Source organism: Exiguobacterium sp. HSB13 (assembly GCF_056764755.1).
The window spans coordinates 2,056,268-2,075,885 of the sequence record NZ_JBUZOM010000001.1 but is presented as its reverse complement, the minus strand read 5'-3'; the positions used below and the strand labels follow the sequence as shown (position 1 = coordinate 2,075,885).

General features: G+C 43.3%; 15 protein-coding genes and 1 pseudogene. 10 read left to right on the top strand and 6 right to left on the bottom strand.

The window, feature by feature from the left end; all coding sequences use genetic code 11:
- Nucleotides 1–105: 105 nt before the first annotated feature.
- Nucleotides 106–1,184: pseudogene (gene galE, locus ACZGCQ_RS10875) on the bottom strand (UDP-glucose 4-epimerase GalE).
- 132 nt (nt 1,185–1,316) lie between these two features.
- On the opposite strand from galE, the gene ACZGCQ_RS10870 reads away from it, so the two are divergent.
- From ACZGCQ_RS10870 to ACZGCQ_RS10830, 9 genes are all read left to right on the top strand, one after another.
- Nucleotides 1,317–2,408, top strand: a complete 1,092-nt coding sequence (locus ACZGCQ_RS10870; RefSeq protein WP_481266258.1) for a nucleotidyltransferase domain-containing protein — start codon at nt 1,317–1,319, stop codon at nt 2,406–2,408.
- Nucleotides 2,384–4,261, top strand: a complete 1,878-nt coding sequence (locus ACZGCQ_RS10865) for an asparagine synthase-related protein (RefSeq protein ID WP_481266257.1) — start codon at nt 2,384–2,386, stop codon at nt 4,259–4,261. Before ACZGCQ_RS10870 ends, ACZGCQ_RS10865 begins: the two co-directional genes overlap by 25 nt.
- 169 nt (nt 4,262–4,430) lie before the next feature.
- Nucleotides 4,431–6,131: an ABC transporter ATP-binding protein gene (locus tag ACZGCQ_RS10860; RefSeq protein WP_481266256.1), complete on the top strand. Its 1,701-nt coding sequence runs from the start codon at nt 4,431–4,433 to the stop codon at nt 6,129–6,131.
- Nucleotides 6,128–7,063, top strand: a complete 936-nt coding sequence (locus ACZGCQ_RS10855) for a hypothetical protein (protein WP_481266255.1) — start codon at nt 6,128–6,130, stop codon at nt 7,061–7,063. The genes ACZGCQ_RS10860 and ACZGCQ_RS10855 overlap by 4 nt, the downstream gene beginning before the upstream one ends.
- Nucleotides 7,038–7,319 (top strand): lasso peptide biosynthesis PqqD family chaperone, encoded by a 282-nt coding sequence (locus ACZGCQ_RS10850; RefSeq protein ID WP_481266254.1) that lies wholly within the window; start codon nt 7,038–7,040, stop codon nt 7,317–7,319. Before ACZGCQ_RS10855 ends, ACZGCQ_RS10850 begins: the two co-directional genes overlap by 26 nt.
- The gene (locus ACZGCQ_RS10845; protein WP_481266253.1) at nt 7,316–7,741 is read left to right on the top strand and encodes a lasso peptide biosynthesis B2 protein; all 426 of its coding nucleotides are present in this window, start codon (nt 7,316–7,318) and stop codon (nt 7,739–7,741) included. The genes ACZGCQ_RS10850 and ACZGCQ_RS10845 overlap by 4 nt, the downstream gene beginning before the upstream one ends.
- 170 nt (nt 7,742–7,911) lie before the next feature.
- Nucleotides 7,912–9,645, top strand: a complete 1,734-nt coding sequence (locus tag ACZGCQ_RS10840; protein ID WP_481266252.1) for a hypothetical protein — start codon at nt 7,912–7,914, stop codon at nt 9,643–9,645.
- A 38-nt stretch (nt 9,646–9,683) separates the two neighbouring features.
- On the top strand, nt 9,684–12,098 hold the full coding sequence (locus tag ACZGCQ_RS10835; RefSeq protein ID WP_481266251.1) for a S8 family peptidase: 2,415 nt from the start codon (nt 9,684–9,686) through the stop codon (nt 12,096–12,098).
- A gap of 226 nt (nt 12,099–12,324) precedes the next feature.
- Nucleotides 12,325–12,840, top strand: coding sequence for a hypothetical protein (locus ACZGCQ_RS10830; protein WP_481266250.1), 516 nt, complete (start codon nt 12,325–12,327; stop codon nt 12,838–12,840).
- 123 nt (nt 12,841–12,963) lie between these two features.
- Here the strand turns inward: ACZGCQ_RS10830 and ACZGCQ_RS10825 are convergent, their stop codons facing one another.
- Both ACZGCQ_RS10825 and ACZGCQ_RS10820 read right to left on the bottom strand, forming a co-directional pair.
- Nucleotides 12,964–15,294, bottom strand: coding sequence for a bifunctional diguanylate cyclase/phosphodiesterase (locus ACZGCQ_RS10825; RefSeq protein WP_481266249.1), 2,331 nt, complete (start codon nt 15,292–15,294; stop codon nt 12,964–12,966).
- 136 nt (nt 15,295–15,430) lie between these two features.
- The gene (locus ACZGCQ_RS10820; RefSeq protein WP_481266248.1) at nt 15,431–15,874 is read right to left on the bottom strand and encodes a hypothetical protein; all 444 of its coding nucleotides are present in this window, start codon (nt 15,872–15,874) and stop codon (nt 15,431–15,433) included.
- A 238-nt stretch (nt 15,875–16,112) separates the two neighbouring features.
- On the opposite strand from ACZGCQ_RS10820, the gene ACZGCQ_RS10815 reads away from it, so the two are divergent.
- Entirely contained in the window at nt 16,113–16,931 is an 819-nt protein-coding gene (locus ACZGCQ_RS10815) for a tyrosine-type recombinase/integrase (RefSeq protein ID WP_481266247.1), read from the top strand.
- Here the strand turns inward: ACZGCQ_RS10815 and ACZGCQ_RS10810 are convergent.
- From ACZGCQ_RS10810 to ACZGCQ_RS10800, 3 genes are all read right to left on the bottom strand, one after another.
- Nucleotides 16,912–17,745, bottom strand: a complete 834-nt coding sequence (locus ACZGCQ_RS10810) for a tyrosine-type recombinase/integrase (protein WP_481266246.1) — start codon at nt 17,743–17,745, stop codon at nt 16,912–16,914. The two genes, ACZGCQ_RS10815 and ACZGCQ_RS10810, sit on opposite strands and share 20 nt — an antisense overlap.
- Nucleotides 17,742–18,176: a sigma factor gene (locus ACZGCQ_RS10805; protein WP_481266245.1), complete on the bottom strand. Its 435-nt coding sequence runs from the start codon at nt 18,174–18,176 to the stop codon at nt 17,742–17,744. Before ACZGCQ_RS10805 ends, ACZGCQ_RS10810 begins: the two co-directional genes overlap by 4 nt.
- A gap of 767 nt (nt 18,177–18,943) precedes the next feature.
- Nucleotides 18,944–19,441: a hypothetical protein gene (locus tag ACZGCQ_RS10800; protein ID WP_313635610.1), complete on the bottom strand. Its 498-nt coding sequence runs from the start codon at nt 19,439–19,441 to the stop codon at nt 18,944–18,946.
- Nucleotides 19,442–19,618: the final 177 nt, after the last annotated feature.

Below are 19,618 nucleotides of genomic sequence, written 5' to 3'. Positions count from 1 at the left end.
AATAATTGAACGTTTATAAAATTAAGCACAATGCTTCTTCAGAAAAGACCTCCTATGCAGTTTCTGAACTGAACCCCGAATGATGCACTTTTTTTCAAGTGTCTATCATTCGGGGTTCAGTTCAAAATCGAGAGAATTAGTCTTTTTATTTATATAGTTTTGAAAATATATATTCACACTGTTTAAATAACCATTTGGATTTTGTAATTGCCAAAGCCAAGCATCTTTGCACATATTATATAAAGTCTTTTCAGCTTTTTAATTAAGTAAATGCTCTGCCTTTGATACATCTGCATAACAAGCAGCAACATCCCCAGCTCTTCGATCAACAAACTTACGTTTGATACTAATGCCTGTCGCTTACTCGAATGTTGTTACCAAATCTAGAACACTTGAACCCTTCCCTGATCCCGGATTAAACGCTTCGATCCCTTGATGCGAGTATTCAAGTGCTTTTAAATGCTCTTTTGCTAAATCTACTACATGGATGTAGCCACGAACTCCTGTACCGTCGAATGTAGCATAGTCTTGTCCATAGATACTTAGTTTATTGAGCCGACCAGCCGCTACTTGTGTAACATATGGCATCAGGTTGTTCGGAATTCCATTAGAGTCTTCGCCAATCGGACCACTGATATCGGCTCCAATCGGATTAAAATATCGTAAAAGTGAAATTTTCCATGTTGCATCAGCGGCAGCTATATCTTCGAGCATTTGTTCAATCATCAGCTTTGTTGCACCACATGGATTTGTAGTGGATCTAGGTGCGCTTTCTTTAATTGGCATTTTTTCTGGTACGCCGTATACTGTAGCGGAAGAACTGAATACAAGTTTTTTACAGCATTACGTTCCATTACTTCAAGTAGAACAAGGGAACTGATTAAATTATTTTTATAATAGTACAATGGTTTTTCGACGGATTCGCCAACAGCCTTTAGTCCTGCAAAATGAATGACGGTCTTAATTTGATGCTGTTTAAAGATGTTTTCAAGAGCTGATCTATCCATAACGTCTGCTTCATAAAAGGCAATTGATTTTCCTGATAATTGTTCTACACGATCTAAAGCGATTTTGTGGCTGTTGCTCAAGTTATCAATTACGATGACATCATAACCTGCACGAAGCAATTCAAGACATGTGTGGCTACCGATATATCCGGCACCTCCTGTTACTAAGATTTCTATTGCTTTTCTCCTTTTTGTTACAATTATGGATATAATAATATCGTATTTTTTCTTCTAAAATGAATCTTATATTAAGTGCTTAGTGTATTTTTATTGTAAAAGTTTTTGAAATTGTACATTAAGGAGTATTTTATGAATACAGTTAAGATATTAACTACTACTTTAGTAAACGAAAAATCTCATGAAAATTCATTTTCAGAATCTGATATTCAACTTGTTACATATCACCGTGTCTTACAGTGTATCCACATTAACTCAGTGGGAAGTGAACAACTCAAAGAGCAGTTTACTCAAAAGAAACAAACGATGGCTATTGAATTACTCATATATACGAATGAATTAATCCGTATATTAGCTTTGTTTCAAAAAAATCAAGTGAACATCATTTGCTTAAAAGGACCAGTCATTGGTCAAAAAATTTATTATTCGATTGGTCTACGGATGTTTCGTGATTTAGATTTACTGATTGATGTCAAAAACTTACCTAAAGGAACTCTTTTGTTAAAAGAACTCGGATATGTATTAGATGAAGAATCTGAATATGATGCGCGACGGGCACATCATTTAGTGTTCACTCATCCTAAAACACATCATATCGTTGAATTGCATTGGCGGCTTCACCCTAACATCATTAACGAACCAACATTTGAGGAACTATGGGCAAGTCACGAAACAGTTCGAATTGCAGGAACCGATATACCATGTTTAGAGACGACAGAGTTATTCGTTTATTTGATTTCTCATGGCTCAAAGCACGCATGGTTTCGATTACGTTGGCTATACGATATTCATTTATTTTTAAAACTGCCGCTCGACTTAGTTGAAATCCAAACCCGTCTAGCAAAGCGAGGATGTCTCCACATGATGGGACAAGCGTTACTATTACGTCAGGAGCTATTCGAAGTAGAAATCCCGGATTCGTTCGTCTACTTAACGAAAGATCGTAAGAGTAAGCGAATGGCTAAAATGGCACTGCGCATCATCGAAAAACAAAATGATCCAGGAAAAGCGAATCAGACACTAACTGAGTATTGGTACTGGAAACGTTACTTCTGGTTGATTCGTGACTCTTCTAGACGTTTTGAATTCGTTTGGCATCATCTCATTCCGAATCAGCAGGATAGAGCGATGATTCCATTACCTCAATCACTTCACTTTCTTTACATTCCGCTTCGACCGCTGACTTGGAGTTTACGGCGATGGAAAGGAAGGACGTCATCATGAGTGCGATTTTTGGTGTGATAAATTTTCGGAATATTAATTTAATTAACCGAATTGATACGTTAAAAGATATCTATGCCTTACGTTATTACAGTGATCGTTGCCATCGAACGATTACTTCGAATTGTGGTCTAGGTGCGCTGGAACAGTGGATACGTCAGAGTGACCAATCAAAGATGCTGCCTTATCAACAAAATCATTTGACAATCGTCGTAGATGCGATGCTCGATTATCGAGAGGAGTTAGCGGAGCAACTCGGTGAGCCATGGGATGCGAAGACGAGTGACACGGAGTGGATTCTACGTGCCTATCAAAAGTGGGGGCGAGCATGTGTCAAACAGTTTTATGGTCCGTTTGCGTTCGCAATTTATGATTCAAGCACAGACGAGCTATTTCTAGCGCGTGATCCACTAGGAGAACGTAGTATTTGCTACGGGTATAGTGAGGAGATGTTCGTATTCGCTTCGACGGCAAAACCCGTCGCAACATTGCTAGGGTGTACGTATGATGAATCATTTTTAGAGACCTATGCCATGCTACCATTCGTTCCAAAATCGTCGAATCCCTATGCCTCACCTTGGGAAGGAGTGACCTATCTCGGACCTGGACAGACGTTAGTCGTTCGAGAGGGAGATCATCAAATTGAAACGTACTGGTCGTATGACAAATTATCTAACGAAACGGAATCAATGAAAAAGGATTTCTATCAAGAGTTCGAGAACATATTAACAAACGCGACCGAGGCCTGCCTTGCTGTTGAGGGGGAAGTTGGTCTTCAACTAAGTGGAGGTCTTGACTCGACGACGGTAGCAGCTTTTGCGGAACCGATTTTAAAAAAACGCAGACAGGTGTTACATGGATATACCCATGTGCCATTACGAACCTACGAAGACAATGGTGAACTTGGAAATGAGCGTCCGCTTGTTGAAGATTTAATAAAACAATATAGTGGCATTCGGCAGACATGGGTCGAAAACCCGTCGCGTAATAGCTACAACACGATAGACGACTGGTTACATATCCTTGAGATGCCATACGGCTTCTTCATGAATGCCCCTTGGTTGCTTGAAATCCATCAATTGGCACAGAAGCAAAATGTGAAAGTCCTGTTGAATGGAAAACATGGGAATTCGACCATTTCGCATGGCTCACTTGACGGATATCGTCATGAATTGCTCCAGCAGAAACAGTGGAGCAAACTCAAGCAGGAGTTGACGTATACGACGTCCTCAATCTTGAGGCAAGGAAAATCGCTTGCCGCGTTACTGATTAAAACACGCCTCAATGAAGAACGGCTGCGCCGGTACTATTTAGCACGGACCAAACGAACGTTTCACCCCAACGTTCTAAAGAATACGACCTATTCTCATGGACAGTTTCCGTTTCGATCGACGACGGATCGCTTGGCATTCGCTTATCGGATTAATGATTTGCACGATCGTGGCGTTCTTGGAACGCTGTTCTCATTACATTTTCGATGTATCGCGCGCGACCCGACGTCGGATCGGAAGTTGATTGAATTATGTGCCCGACTACCAGTAGAAGTATTCAGTTCTAAAGGCATCGCTAAAAAAATCGTCCGGACGATCATGAAGGAACGTTTACCGGCGTCCATTCTCCATCCGAAGCGGGCGAGAGGCAGACAATCGGCTGACTGGAAACTACGTTTGCGTGATGAAATCAAACCAATCATTGAGGAAGTTAGTCAATTTACCAATATTGAGGCGAATAAAATATATCGGCATGACTTTTTTGAAGCATCGAACCTAAATAAGGTACTTCAAGATATATGGTCCGTGAAGCTTTTACTTCGCGCGATTACACTTCATCGATTCAAAGGAGGTGAAGACAAATGAAACAAGAGTGGCAAACACCGGTACTCGAAGAACTTGATGCCAAACAAACGGAGAGTAGCTTTGATACTCCAAACGATGATGGTTCGGGTTTTTTCTCGGGCTCGTAAGGCGGTACATAGACTACCTGGAACTTCAGGTAGTCTTTACTCTGAAGTAAGGAAGTGACGTTATGTTCGCATCGATGAATCAAGCAAGCATGTGGCGCCTGATTCATGATCTTTTCATACATACGGGGCATCGCCTTTGGTACGTCGTCGTCTGGACCAGCCTGAACGCGATGACTTCCGCACTCGGGATAGCACTCATTCTACCGTTACTCGCGCTCCTCTTTCCGGTTCCGGGAATTGCTCCGCTACAGGTCAACTGGTTGAACCCGGAGTGGTTGAACCTTGAAAGTATTTTGTTGCTCTATCTAGTACTTGTATCACTCAGTGTCTGGATCAACCGGCAAACGATGGTTCAGACGTCGATACTCGTCCAAGAGTATACGAAGCACCTCCGGGTCCTCTTGTTTGAAACGTTGTTTGCCAGTGACTATTCGTATATCGCTTACCAGAAAAAAAGTGACGTCCTCAACCTGTTCACGTTGGAAATTGCACGTATCAGTTCCAGCGTCACAGCGTTGATCGGTCTGATTTCCGGAGTCCTCATCATGATTCCGCATATCGTGCTCGCCTGGTATCTCTCGCCCCGTCTGACCGGGTTCGTCCTCGTGAGTGGCATGATCGTCTTCATCAGTTTATACACCTCCCTCGGGCGCGTCCGACGACTGGCGCTCTCGCTGTACCAATCGAATCAGACGTGGCAGCAACGGTTGCATGAGCAACTTTACGGGATGAAGGAGATTCGCAGTTACGGGATTGAAGCGAGACAAGTCGATTTTTTCCGTCAAGCGACGGAAGAGGTGGAGCAACAACTCGTGCAGTTCGCAAAAGAACAATCCAAACCGGATACGGTGTTTAAGATCGTCGCAGCAGCAGTCATCAGTCTTTTTTTCTACATCAGCCTGTCCGTGTTACAAGAAGAGGTCAGCACCTTGCTTGTCATCGTTCTGTTGTTCGGACGTCTGTGGCCGTTGTTCGCGGCCTTTCAAAAAAACATACAGATCTTTTTATCCGGTGTGCCGGTATATACCCTTCTACTGAACAAGATGGAGGCAGTCCCGAAGCGAAGCGGAAGCGACGAGGAGAAACTGACATTTCACGAGACACTCGTAATCGATCGTGTTCGTTATTCCTATGGTCAGACGACGGGGATAGGCGTCTCCTTCACGGTGAACGCCGGTCAGATGGTCGCCATCATGGGTGCCTCCGGTACGGGTAAAAGTACGTTCCTTGATTTGTTGCTGGGACTTCTTGAGCCGCAAGCTGGAGAAATCCGGGTGGACGGAAAAACCTTGAACGCACGACGGGCAGCGGCATGGCGTGAACAGATCAGTTATATTCCGCAATCCGCCTTTTTGTTTCATGGTACGATTCGCGAGAACATCCTGCACTTTAATCCGGATTTGACGGACGAGGCACTCGTTGAAGCACTCGATTTAGCAGGTGCGACCTTCGTATTTGATTTACCGAACGGCATCGAGACGATGATCGGTGATTTCGGAACACGCTTATCCGGTGGACAGCAGCAAAAGATCATCCTGGCGCGGGCGTTAGCTAAAAAACCACGTATATTGTTACTCGACGAAGCGACGAACGCCTTGGATCGTGAACAGGAAGTGATGTTCCATGACACCTTGCGTCAATTGACGTCGCGCATGACGATTCTCTACATCACCCATCGTCGGGAAATCGGACAGCTCGCGGACGCCATCTATCAGATGGAGACTGGAACATTCGAAAGAAGAGAGGTGAATCATTCTAAATGAAACGCATGACGTATCGTTATTCCGTGTTCGGACTGACTGTGACGTCCGAACTGGCATTACCAGAATTACCGAGCAGTGAAACAACACGTAGTGACGTACATATTCAAATCAGTGATCTGCAAGAAAAGATGAACGGACTGACGGCTGATCATCCGTATCGATTGACGGAAGAGGCGTTTTCACTCTATGTTCCCAGTGTTGCCCACTATTTCGTAGCATCCGGGACAACTATCGAGGTGGATCTTGCTGCAGGAGCTGAAATCGAAGCAGTGAAACTGTTCCTGCTTGGGTCCTGTATGGGAATCATCCTGCATCAGCGGGGGGTTCTACCGATGCACGGTAGTGTCATCACGGACGGGGAAACAGGAATCTTGCTGACAGGGCATTCGGGAGCCGGAAAGTCGACGACGGCACATCGTTTTTTGGCACAAGGATACCATCTTGTCACTGACGATGTAGCCGCGACACGCTTCGAGGATGATGCGGCGCTCGTCGCGCCTGCCTATGGTCATCAAAAATTGTGGGAGGATGTCTTACCGTCCTCTGGCATCGGCTATACGCGGGTCAATCGTGAAGTGGATGGACGGACGAAATATACCGTCGACCGGGAACAGCAGTTTTGGAACGCACCGGTCCGCTTACGGTTGATCGTAGAACTCGTACCTGCTGATATCGAATACGTGCAACATGAAACCGTGACGGGAATAGACAAAGTCCGTACGTTGATGCTCCATACATACCGCAACATCTATTATAAAGAACTTCAAAAAGAGGCGTTTCAATTTGAGAGTGCGATGGCACTCGCCCGACGCGTCCAACTCCTGCGGATCTATCGTCCGCAGAGAATCGCTTCAGAACAGACTGTCGTAGAATTGATAACAGCAGCAATCAAGGAGGAAATCAACGATGGAAGCATTAAAAGCAAATCATAAATTCTTACGAAAAGAGGACATTCTGGCATCAGAAATGGATGGCGAAATCGTTATGATGAGCGTCACGCAAGGGAAATATTTCAGTATCGGTCAGAGCGGCGTTGCGATTTGGGGATTACTCGATCAGGAACGGACGGTGACGGAACTTGTACACTTATTACGGGAACGATACGAGGTGGACGAGGAGACGTGTCGAAAAGAAGTGACTCGTTTCGTTGAACTATTAGTCCAAAAAGAGCTTGTCGAAGTCAGATGACCAAGCGTACACGTCTTTCCGCTATTGAATTACTTCAATTCATTGAAGCCTATCTATCGTTAGGATTTGCCAGAGGATGTGTCGTATTTCTTCCCTTTCGCTACGTTGCACCTTTACTAGGGCGAGCGGTTCAGGAGTCACCGTCTTATACTGGGGATTTAAGGAACGATGTGAAACGAGCAATCGAAAGAAGTGCCTATCGAACACCTTGGCGTAGTAATTGTTTAGCACAATCGTTAGCAGCGATATGGATGATGCGACGACGGGGACATCACGTAACGACCTATATGGGCGTTCGGCGTGATGAGAATAGTGCGATCATTGCTCATTCCTGGACGATGGCAGGAGAAGCGTTCTTGACCGGAAAGCGAGGACATGAGTTGTATACGGTGACAAAGATATTTTCGACATATTCAAAATGACAGAGGTAGCTTCCTTCACAAATATTAGAAGGAGCTACTTTTTTGTATGAGCAGAAAATAGAAGAAGTCATTTTAAATGATATTTACTTTTATTCAAAAAAATAGAAAATTAAAGTTCTGATTTTCTTATAAGATATAAAGGTTGAGAAAAAAGAAAGAGAGTGATGAACATGAAAAAGGTAGCAATCCTTGGAATGGCGGCATCAATATTCGGACTTGGGTCATCATCAGTTGAAGCGACGGTTGATTTACCAAAAACAGCCGCTTTTTTGAATTATGGTGACTATAAAGTCATTCCAGGACAAAATTTATTGTGGGGTTATTACGGATACGAAGATGCTTCACTTGTGGATCTCGGTCAAGGAACTAGACTCCAAAGTCTTTCTGAGACGAGAGATACGTATCATGAAACAGGCTTCGCGGTTTCAGATGATCAAAAAATGGTAGCCGTTGCAAAAAACAATCGGATTTATGTATATGATGCCTTCGCAGAGCTCATCGATACGATTGAAATGATTCCGTACAACAATCAGGAAATCAAGAACTTCACGAAGGTAGAGTTTTTACCAGGTTCACATCAAGTGATTGCGTTAGCGGATGAATATGAGGACGGAAAGCTCATTCGCTATGACTTAGATACGAAAGAACTTCTATTCGTTCGTGGCACAAGTCAATTCGGGGATATTCTCGTATCCGACTCAAACATTGCAGTCATTAATTCAGATGATATCTATCTTTACGGCCAAGATGGAACATATCAACGAGTCATCCATTCGACAAGTGGAAACGCGATCGAAGCTTATGATTTCAATCGTGATGGATTGCTCGTCGTCGGAGAAGAGGGTGACCGTCAATTAAAGGTGTACGATGGAAGTCAAAATTTCAAACCTCTTCATCGGTCAGGTTCTTTCGTGACAGAAACGGATTATGCATTTAGTGATATCGATATCGATGAATCCGGTCAATTCATTGCGGCTACCTATTCAGGATGGGGAAGCGATTTTTCACTATTTGAACGCAAAACAGGTCGAAAAATCTATACCAGTTTAGATGCAGATAACATCGTTGCTCAAAATTCACCTGTTGCTTTGACAAAAGATGCAAAATCTATCGTACTGCGGACAGAGGATAATCGATCAAGCGTGTTCAGCGGAAAAAACATCTCGAAGCGTCCAGTTGCTATCTCGATTATCAAAGACCATCAGTCGGTGACATCCGGCGCATCGGAAACCCTTTATTTAGAGGTCACACAGGCAGACGGCAAGAAAGTGAAGATTAAATCAGGTGTCAAGTGGGCGACCAACGCACCGACGAAAGCCTACATCAAATCAGGTAAGCTTTACGGAAAAAGCGTTGGAACATATACACTAAAAGCAACGTATGAAGGCTTCACAGCAACAACGACAGGCAAAGTTATCGCACCACCAAAGCTATCCACTTTAAAGGATGAGCCGTGGCTAAAACGCCATCGTCAAGCGATTGAAGCAACAAAATCATTTGAAGGAAAGTTAGCGCCAGGCACTTCTTATAAAAAGGTGACGGGTACTGCTGGGAGCCTGTTCATTCCCCATACAGATGCGGTCTGGAGTGGTAAGTGGAATGGAAGCGTCTTGTATTCACGTTACGCCATGAGTAACTCGAACGTGATTGATATGCTTGTGCTCCTCCCGTCACTAGAGAAACGAAGCATTACAAAAGCAGAAATCAAAAATGCTTTTGGAAAAGCAGGAAACGTCATCAATTATTCAAAGCCAACGACGTATCACCTCGATAAATCGAAGAAGACATTTGCTAAGTACTCCGTAAAAAGTGCCTATATGTATCAATGGAACGGTCAAGAATTGTATGTCGCCTTTGACAAAAATGACTATGCCCGTTTTTTAGTTTTAAGTCCGTCGGAGTAAAGGCACTAGAAAAATAAATGGATGAGGTGGGGATGAAAATGAATCATATTCGAAATATTTTGATAGGGGTCGGGGGTGCGTTAGGACTTGTCATTTGTACGATACCTGCATCGGCACAAAACTCGGAAAATGAGACGCAGCGCTTAATTGTAGAAACGAAACAACCAGACATGTTGAGTATCGATGACGCAGAAGTAGTGATTAAGAAAAAGGAAAATCGTAATGCGTTACTGGTCGTAGATGTCCCAGTTGATCAATCGGTGGCATCTTTTAAGAACGAACTAAAAAAGGAAGCTGGTGTCGTGCGCGTCGAACAGGACCATTTAGTATACAAGACACAAACGCCAAATGACCCGGACTTCTCGACTCAATTCCACCATCGTAATATTGAAACAGAAAAAGCTTGGACGCGAACGATGGGGTCTAGATCCGTCATTGTAGCCGTCATCGATGATGGAATCGATCAGAATCATAGAGATTTGAGAGGGAATATCGTCGATGGGTATGACATCGTCAATAACTCGCCTTATACAATTACGAATGGCGATCACGGTACACATGTTGCGGGAATCATCAGTGGCGTCAGTAATAACGGTCTAGGGGGTACAGGAGTAGCTCCGACTACTACAGTCATGCCACTTGATGTATTTACAGGCGATTCCGCGTATTCTTCTGACGTGATAAAGGCTATTTATCGTGCGACAGATCGTGGTGCATCAATCATCAATATGAGCCTCGGCAGTTATTATTACAACTCACTTTATCAATCTGCCATAAATTACGCTCACGATAAAGGTGTTGTTGTCATTGCTGCAGCAGGTAACGATGCAACATCACGCAAACACTATCCATCTTCGTATGAACACGTCGTATCGGTCGCCTCAACAACGTCATGGGATGATTCGTCATACTTTTCGAACTATGGAGAAGATATTGATATCGCAGCACCAGGTAGTTCGATTTACTCGACGTTACCGTATGATGATTATGGTTATATGAGTGGAACATCGATGGCTTCACCCGTTGTTGCAGGAGTTGCAGCTTTAATTAAGGCAGACGATTTTTCGATGACGAATGACCAAATTGTTTCTCGTCTTGAGGAGACAGCGGATGATTTAGGAACGAACGGATGGGATTACGAGTTTGGTCATGGACGAGTCAATGCCGCTAACGCGTTACTCATAAAAGAATATGGTCAATTGTATATAGATGAGGTAACTGATCAATCAACAACGATTGATGGAGAAGTACCATTTGATATCGAAAATGGTACGATCTATGTCTACGATTTGTTGGATGAACTCGTTGGAAAACAAGTCAATGTATCACAAGGAAGATTTTCGATACCGATTGATAAGCAACCAAGTAATCGTGCGTTAAGCATCTTCATAGAAGACGAAAAAGGCAATAAAAGTTCGCGACAACCTTTAATCGTCGCGGATCGTACGAAACCAGGAGCCCCCGTCGTAAACGAACTAACGGATCAGCAAACCCAACTAACTGGAACGGGTGAAGTAGATGGAATCGTTCAGGTCCATGACGAGAAGGGGAATCTAATAAATGACGGAACGGTAGATATAGACGGCATGTTCGATGTCTATATTTCGCAACAGTTTAGTGGAACGAAGTTGTTTGTAACAATAACAGATACTTCAGGAAATGTCAGCGAACAGACGGTCATTAAGGTAGTGGATCGAACGAAACCGATCTTTTATGAAATTGATCCAATCTCTGATCAGATGAACCGAGTAACAGGTGATACGGAGCCGGGTGCAACCATCACGATTAAACATAACAATACTGTGATTGGTGTAGGAAAATCGGATCAAGCTAATACATTTGCTGTAAGTATACCTCGTCAAAAAGCTGGTACGAAGTTAAGTGTGATTGTAACAGATACAGCTGGAAACGACAGTGAGGTAGTATTCGTCCAGGTTCTCGATCGAACGCCTCCTGCTAAAGCGAAAGTCGAAAAATTTTCAGATAATATGACAACTCTTAAAGGAACAGCTGAGAAAAATAGTACTGTTGAGATCAAGCGAGATAATAAGGTGATTGCGAAGCAGTCAACAACTTCCGGAAAGTTCAGTATCCGCTTATCTAAACAAAAAGCAGGAACTGTGTTAAGTGTATTCGTATACGATGAGGCGAAGAATCGAAGTACGCATACAGTAGTGAACGTACTGGATCGAACACCCCCGGCATCCCCAACTGTTAATGTAGTTACGACAAAAACTACGATTTTGTCTGGAAAGGCTGAAGCCAACGCAATCGTAGAAGTATACAGTGGAAAAACTAAAATCAAAGGTACTATTGCTTCGAGTAAAGGAACATACAAAGTAACCATTAAGCCGATGAAGAAAAATACGAAGCTGACTCTTTATGCGATTGATAAAGCAAAAAATAAAAGTAAATCGCGTACAGTTCAAGTTAAATTATCTACTAGTAAATAACGATTATACTGAGAGTTAGTAGTTTGAAAAAATAGTACCTAAATAAAAGAGCAGTATCAGTCATGAATTAAAGACTGGTGCTGCTCTTTGCAATATCTAAGATGTAAAAAAAGTAGTTAATTTTATTAGCTTTTTAACCACAGGAATGCATGGTATATTTTTAGATAATATATCAGTTGTATAGAGAAGGACGGTGTAGAGTTTGAAAAGTAATAGTAAAAAATTTATGATAGCCACAGTAATCATTCTTATTATTGCCACATTAACAATTAATTATATGTATCCGTATAGCGCTTTAAGTATGAATAAAAAAATTGAAGTAAATCAAAACAAAATAACAACTCGTTATAAAAACAATCTAAAAAAATTGTCTGCCGGTATTCCGACGCTCTCGGAAGATCGATCATACAATGAAAAAATAAGTGCACAGGTTGAGAATGTTCTTGCGTCTTCGACATTGAAAAAAGAAGATATAAAAAAATCGGACTTACGAAAATTATTGAGTGAGATGAATAACTTAGTAAAAAACATCAGACATAGTGTAAGATATCAACCGAAGTATTTTAATGACGACCAGCGATCCTATCTTATTGAATTAAAAAATCATCTTGAAGCGAATTCATATAATACCAATCAAATCATTGAAGATTCTTTTTCGAGTAAAAAAGACATTCAACAAGCAATTAATAATTTATACGTAGGGATGAACCAAGACATAAAATCGTTGCTAATACTTGGTTAGTTTACTTTTTACTGAAGAAGAAAGCACTTGAATCCACGGATTCAGGTGCTTTCTTTATTCTCAGAGAGATGAGCGATTTAGTGATTATCAAAATTGCTTCGCTGCGAGGCTATGACTAAAAAATTAGGCGCTTCCGCTCGATCGTAATAAATTTAAATATCCAAACAGATCCTCTTCTTTCAACGGTCGACTGAAATAATAGCCCTGGAAATAATCGCAACCTTCTCGAGCGAGCCAGTCTGCCTGCCCCAACGTTTCTACCCCTTCAATTAAGACCTCCATCTCGAGATTATGTCCAAGTTGAATCATCGATTGAACGATTGCTTGTTGATTCTTACCGTCAAATAACGAACTGATGAACGAGCGATCAATCTTTAACAACTGAATTGGTAATGAACGAAGCTGCTTGAAGGACGAGTAACCGGTACCGAAGTCGTCGAGGGAAACACGAATACCGAGTTCTTGCAGTCGTGCTAATTTTTCATAGGTCGTTGTCTCATATGATAAGGCGGCAGACTCCGTGATTTCGAGCTCGAGGTATGCCGGATTCATTCCTGTCTCCTCGAGAATTGTTTCGACGCGACGTAAGAACTTTTGACTCGCGAACTGAAGTGGGGAGACGTTAACGGCAATCGAAAACGGTTCCGGTGTCAAGTCTTGCCACGCGACCCAGCGTATGCAGGCGGTACGTAACACCCAGTCACCTAGGGCATGAATCGCCCCGGTATTTTCAGCGACTGGAATGAATTCTGCCGGTGAGACGAACCCAAGCTCATCGTGCGTCCAGCGTGCTAACACTTCAACACCAGTCATGCGTGCCGTAGCCACTGCAATCTTTGGTTGATAGACGAGCTCGAAGGCTTCTGCTTCGAGTGCCTCCGTCATGAATTTTTCGATCTGGACGGTCCGCAAGATATCGTTTCGATTCTCGACCTTGAATTCCTTGATCGTGTTTTGCGCTTCAGTAAACGAAGCATGTAGTGCCAGTTTTGCATACTCGATCAGTTCTTCTGCTGTTGTGGCGTCTTCCGGGTAATGACTAATCCCGGCGCGCATCGTCAGCGTAATGACGGTTCCATCGATATCAAATGGTTGCGATAAGGCAGCGTAACACTTCTCGGCTTTTTGTGTCGCTAGCTGACTGCGTTCGTCAACGAGGAGAACAAGAAATTCGGATGAATCAAGGCGTGCTAAGACATCACGCGCGTGAATCGTTGCTTGAAGACGTTCTGCAATTTGCAGCAACAGACTCTCGACGCCTTTATGTCCGAGCATATCACTTAGAGAACGCCAACGATCCATACTGAGCGCGAGACACGAAATCGGAATTCCTTGTCTAATCTGTTCCTCGATAAACAGCGTGATCTTATCTCGATTCGGTAAATCCGTCAATCGGTCATGAAAGGCAAGGTGTTCGAGTTGCTGCTGCGACGACACTTGATTGGTGACGTTGCGGAAAAACCACAATGTCTGATTCAAGTTCTCGCCTTTTAGCGGGTGATTGACGACTTCAAGGATACGTTCGTCGACGTGCAGCATTTGTTTCGTATGATCGGGTACATCAAGACGTAAAGCTACGTCATGTTCCGTTAAGTATGAATGACGTTCCGGGAAAAAATCATGGAACAGTGAGTTCGCATATTGGATCAGACCATCAGGGTTCGTTGTCACGACACCATCTTCGGTCGATTCAAGAATCGTCGCTTGGATTAAGTCACGTTTACGTAACTGGAGGTCAAACAAGACGGAAGCGAAGAAGACGATGAATAAAAATAGTGTGACGATCGACACAAGCGTCAACAGCATCGCTGGTTCGATGACTTGATCACTCGTGAATGATGGAATCATCTGAAACTCTAAACCGAGCATCCCGACGTGATGCATTCCGGAGATCGCGATGCCCATGATGAGAGCAAAGAAGACTTTCGTTTGCACCAACATCTGTTGCTTTGCGTAACGCGAAAAGAAACCAATCCAGAGTGCGGTCCAAGAAGCAGCGATCGCAATCAAGATCGAGAATAAGACGTAACCAGCATGATACTGCAGGGTCATCCCCTGTAAAGCGGCAATCCCAACATAATGCATGCCGGCAATCGCACTCCCCATCAAGAAACCACCGAGAACGAACGATTCACGGGACATGCGACGAGCGACGAGATAAAAGCCGAGAATACATCCCGTTATCGCGATGATGACCGATAGAAAGACGAGCGGGAACGAGTAGGTCGCATCCTTCAAGGTACCGTGACCAAGCATCGCGACGAAATGCATCGACCAGATGCCAAGACCTAAAATCGATCCACCAGCAATCAACCAAAGATGTTTCGAACGATCGGTCGCTGTCTTGACGCGTCCCGCGAGTTCAATCGCGATATAGGCGGATGTTGCGGCAATCAGATAAGATAAAGTGACAAGCAAAAAGTCAGTATGAGCATGCATCGTATGGTTTGGCATGATGGATGGAGTCACCTCGGCAGAGTGGAATGTTTAATCGAATGGTAAAGGTGTAATCTAGATACCCTTTTTCATTCAATCATATACATTTTTTTCAAATAACATCTGCAGGTGAGGAAAAATCAAAGCGTATCGATTATAGATGAAGACCGACAAGGATTTTATGGTCCATTAATTTCGTATACTGGAGCGTATGAAAAAATGGATTTCCGAAGTCGCATGGTTGAAGATGGACATGGATCATGTGATAGCTGTATGACAAGTTCGGGTTTGCCTTTAGCAGATTCAAAATCGTTTGTTCTTGGGACGCTGGGCTGATGTCATAGATATGAAACGAAATGATGTTATGACGGATGCGAAACGGGGCAATCGTGAGGGTGAACGGTTTATGGTGGGCGAAGCGATGTGCTGTTGAGACGGTCGATCCGGTAATCACGAGCTCGTGTGGGGTGATGCGTAATTTTGGGTGCCAGAAGTCTTTGAATTCGATGGCGATGATGTCGCGCAAGTCTTCTTCCGTCACATACGTCGTGACGAGAATATCTGAGGGATTGCCAAGATAGTCGTTATCCGTATTCATATGTAAGCTCCTTTATCGATTAGTGGATGGAATCAATACGCTGTCGTTCAGGGTAAAGAAAGGTATGTGTTCTCTCCTGCTCTACAGAAAGTAGATTTAATATGATTGTAACTTTTTTCCTTATTTTTGTTTTTCACTCATTGATCGTTTAGGGAAAGCGATTCTTGATATTTCATCAAAAATCAATCGTGTGCTCCATTAGCTTTCACGTCAGTCCTACAAAAAGGAGGAACTAGCTATGCCCCACCATGACTATCTCGATCAGTATTTATTGACGGACTTCTCGCGGACAGCCCATACGATCAAGGCATACCGGAGTGATCTTCGACAAATGCGTTTGCATCAGGTCGACTGGTCTGTCGCGTCCTTACGACGCTACTTTCACTGGATGCGAGCGCATTATAAGCCGTCGACGATTCTGCGACGCTATCACGTCTTACACCGGCTCGGAAACGTTCTCGTCGAGCGGCGACGGATCAAAAAGAATCCGATGGTCGAGATCCGTCCGATTGTCCATCAACGTCTCCAAGATGAGACCTATCATGATAGTGAAGAGTTGATCCCGGTGATTCGACAGATTCAAGATCCAACCTATCGCCTCTTCTTCGAGGTGCTCAGCCAAACGGGCCTCCGCTTCATGGAGGCCCGTTTGTTGACGGTGCAGGATTTTGATCTAGCGAAGAATGAACTGTACGTGCGTCACGGAAAAGGTGGGCGGACCCGGACCGTTCCGATCGGAAAGACCCTTTGCGAAAAGATTGTTCTGTTTCTAGCAGATCGTACGACCGGCTACTTGTTTCAATCCGTCACGGGACGGATGATCAATGAACATGCGGCAAGGAAGGCACTTCGCGAGGTCGGATTTACGTCCTTGAAGCGTCACATCCGTCCGCATATGTTACGGATCGCCTATGCGACCTATCTCTATCAGCAGGCAGGGTTGAAGTTGCTCGATATAAAGCGTCTGCTTGGTCACGCTAGCATCTCAACGACGGAAGGATACATCCGCAGCCAGACGAATCACGTCCGGGACGTTCTTAATCGTCTGTCCGCTTGAGCCGATTGACCGACGAATGAGCAATGTCGTGCGACGGTAGGACGTAGTGCTGGGTCGTTCTTACGTCGCTATGCCCAAGCAAGCGCATGATGGTCAGAATATCCGTCTGATGTACGTGATAGAGCGTCGTTGCGAACGTCACCCGGATGTCATGCGGTCGCAGGATTCGTCCGAGACATCGTTCACTTGCCTCCCTTAAGACACGGCGGAACTTCGCCGGATTGACCGGTCGTCCACTGTCTTCGCAAAACAACGAGGTGGCGTCAGGACGAATCGTCTCGATGTAACGCGTTAGGACATTTCGTAACGCATGATGCAGCGGAACTTGACGTGATTGATCGCCTTTCCCACTCCGAACGAGCACGTGATCGCGCGCAAAGTCGACATCTGCGAGGTGCAAGTCACGGGCTTCTGAGAAACGCAATCCTGTATGCAGGAGCAGAAAGCTAAAGGCGTAGACGGTCTCATCACGAATCGTCTCGAGGACACGGTGGACGTCGTCGTACGTGAAGGCAAGTCGTCGGTAGGGTGCAGGAATCGGTTTTTTGACGCGAGCCAACGGATTTGTCGGAAGTGAACGTTCCGCGACCAGTTGATCGAACAGGATGGACAGAGCATGCAGTCGCCGAGCCGCAGTCGCTGGGGCATACGTGTCGCGTAAAAACTTAGCGTAACGTTGCAACGACGGGACATCGATCCGTTCGACGTAACGACAGAGATGCCGTACGTCCGAGCGATAGGCTTTTTTCGTCAAGGGACGATAGTTCGCTTGTTCGATGATTACGAGTAAGCGTTCTTGATAATAGGTCATCATCCGAGGAGGTACTGGACTTTCTGCCGGAGTTCCGACTTTAATGAGCGCAGTCGCGCTGGTGAGTAACCGAGCGTTTCTTCCGTGCCGTGCATCAAGGCTTCGAGAAACGCGTACTCCTTATTCGACAGATCCCGTTTGAGTTCGCTGAGGAGATAATGAAAGGAGACGTTCGGCGTCCGAGGGAGTTCCGGCATTGTTTCGACCGCGACTTCGGTCGCAAGCGTCCGGTTACGGGTCGCTAAGTAGTCAAGCATCGCGCCTTTTGCCCGAATCCGGGCGAAGGTGACGGTCATGACCTTGCCTTCTTCGATTGACTTCCAAAGTCGGAGTAGGGCGGCTTGCCGGCATTCATCATGTTCATTCGGGTGGATCGAGAGGCGGGCCAGGAGGGAGTTGACGAGGGGAATCCAGTTGCGTAGTAAATCGTTCATAGGTATCCATTTCTTCAGATATGCATATCTGGTATGTATTCCGCGGTAGTTTTAGTATAAGTAGAGTTATCCTGAAAGCGATCGCTCTAGAATGAGAGTTTATCTGAAGCGAATGGACGGAAGGATGGGAAATCACGCGGCTTACGCTCTTTGAAAGTTGAAGAAACCGTTGGCATGATTGAAGAAATGGAGCATTGCGTCGAGCGGATAACTCTACTTATCCGCTGGGGTGTTCGGATAAATTTAATCTTTTATCTCTATTATTGAATCGTTGAAATCAAGAGTTATCGAATTGAATTTTAATTATAAATAAAGGTAGTTTATTGACTTATAAATGTAAAAAATTAATTCTAAATAATCCTTTTAATGGTAAAGTTATATTATTATAGGAAAAGCGGGTGTGCGAATTGTTTTACATAATCATTGGTTTAGTGTTACTGATTCTTTTTGCAATATTCGGAGGATTGGAAGGAATCGGTTGTTTCTTTTTCTTATTGATTGGTCTTATTTTATGGCATATTGGTCTACTAGGTTTCATAATCAGTACAATTATAAAAGTTGCGCGATGGATCATCGTTCGTATCTTTATCTACTATCAAAAATACTTTGGTACGGAAGAAGGAGCCTTTTACTTTTCTCGCGAACTGATTAGATACATTACTTAAAAAATTGAAGATAAGTTATTGAAGATAAGTTAATGTACAACTTAAACGAAAAGAGAAAGTCCTTTGAAGAATAAATCTCAAAGGACTTTCTCTTATAAAAGCTTAGAAAGGTTTTTCTTCAGAAGACTTAGTCGGCTTATTATCTGTAAAAATGAATTGGTAAACTTCAATAATTAAGCAACATACCACAACAATATAGAGTCCAAGTGAAATAAACGAATAATTGAATTCAGCTGGAATCAGGTAACTCAAGAATGAAAATTGCTCGTTCACGATCGTATAAGCAAAAGCTAAAATCAATGTAAATATCATCAATCGTCGATTGAAATTAAGAGGCAAACGATTTATGAACTTTGTAACACCAATGATTAGGCAAACGAAAGAAAGTAAGAAAAATGCCGATTCAATTTGATTAACTAATAAAATTTCGTTAAATCCTGTCATTGAACTCGAAACATGAATAATCCAACCAACTAAAAGTGAGAATATACCTAGTTTTAAATTAAACGAACCGGCTCTTAATTGTGGAAGAAACTCATGCTGATGTTTAATCATAATGACTATGATTGCAATTAATGAAACTCCAAGTAAGAAAGACATGAAAAAACTCCTTTATTTTAGCAATATAGATACATTATAAAGAATCTAAGGATTTTATATCTATTTTATTTGATTAAAAAGGTAATATATTGTTTTTTTTTATTTTAGTTTTTGTTTGTTTTAATTCACATTAGATATAGATATTTAGATACGAATGGAGAAAATATAGTACTAAAT

Coding starts and splice junctions, on each gene's coding strand:
- ACZGCQ_RS10870 (WP_481266258.1), top strand. CDS start 1,317: ATGAATACAGTTAAGATATTAACTACTACTTTAGTAAACGAAAAATCT.
- ACZGCQ_RS10865 (WP_481266257.1), top strand. CDS start 2,384: ATGGAAAGGAAGGACGTCATCATGAGTGCGATTTTTGGTGTGATAAAT.
- ACZGCQ_RS10860 (WP_481266256.1), top strand. CDS start 4,431: ATGTTCGCATCGATGAATCAAGCAAGCATGTGGCGCCTGATTCATGAT.
- ACZGCQ_RS10855 (WP_481266255.1), top strand. CDS start 6,128: ATGAAACGCATGACGTATCGTTATTCCGTGTTCGGACTGACTGTGACG.
- ACZGCQ_RS10850 (WP_481266254.1), top strand. CDS start 7,038: ATGGAAGCATTAAAAGCAAATCATAAATTCTTACGAAAAGAGGACATT.
- ACZGCQ_RS10845 (WP_481266253.1), top strand. CDS start 7,316: ATGACCAAGCGTACACGTCTTTCCGCTATTGAATTACTTCAATTCATT.
- ACZGCQ_RS10840 (WP_481266252.1), top strand. CDS start 7,912: ATGAAAAAGGTAGCAATCCTTGGAATGGCGGCATCAATATTCGGACTT.
- ACZGCQ_RS10835 (WP_481266251.1), top strand. CDS start 9,684: ATGAATCATATTCGAAATATTTTGATAGGGGTCGGGGGTGCGTTAGGA.
- ACZGCQ_RS10830 (WP_481266250.1), top strand. CDS start 12,325: ATGATAGCCACAGTAATCATTCTTATTATTGCCACATTAACAATTAAT.
- ACZGCQ_RS10825 (WP_481266249.1), bottom strand. CDS start 15,294: ATGCCAAACCATACGATGCATGCTCATACTGACTTTTTGCTTGTCACT.
- ACZGCQ_RS10820 (WP_481266248.1), bottom strand. CDS start 15,874: ATGAATACGGATAACGACTATCTTGGCAATCCCTCAGATATTCTCGTC.
- ACZGCQ_RS10815 (WP_481266247.1), top strand. CDS start 16,113: ATGCCCCACCATGACTATCTCGATCAGTATTTATTGACGGACTTCTCG.
- ACZGCQ_RS10810 (WP_481266246.1), bottom strand. CDS start 17,745: ATGATGACCTATTATCAAGAACGCTTACTCGTAATCATCGAACAAGCG.
- ACZGCQ_RS10805 (WP_481266245.1), bottom strand. CDS start 18,176: ATGAACGATTTACTACGCAACTGGATTCCCCTCGTCAACTCCCTCCTG.
- ACZGCQ_RS10800 (WP_313635610.1), bottom strand. CDS start 19,441: ATGTCTTTCTTACTTGGAGTTTCATTAATTGCAATCATAGTCATTATG.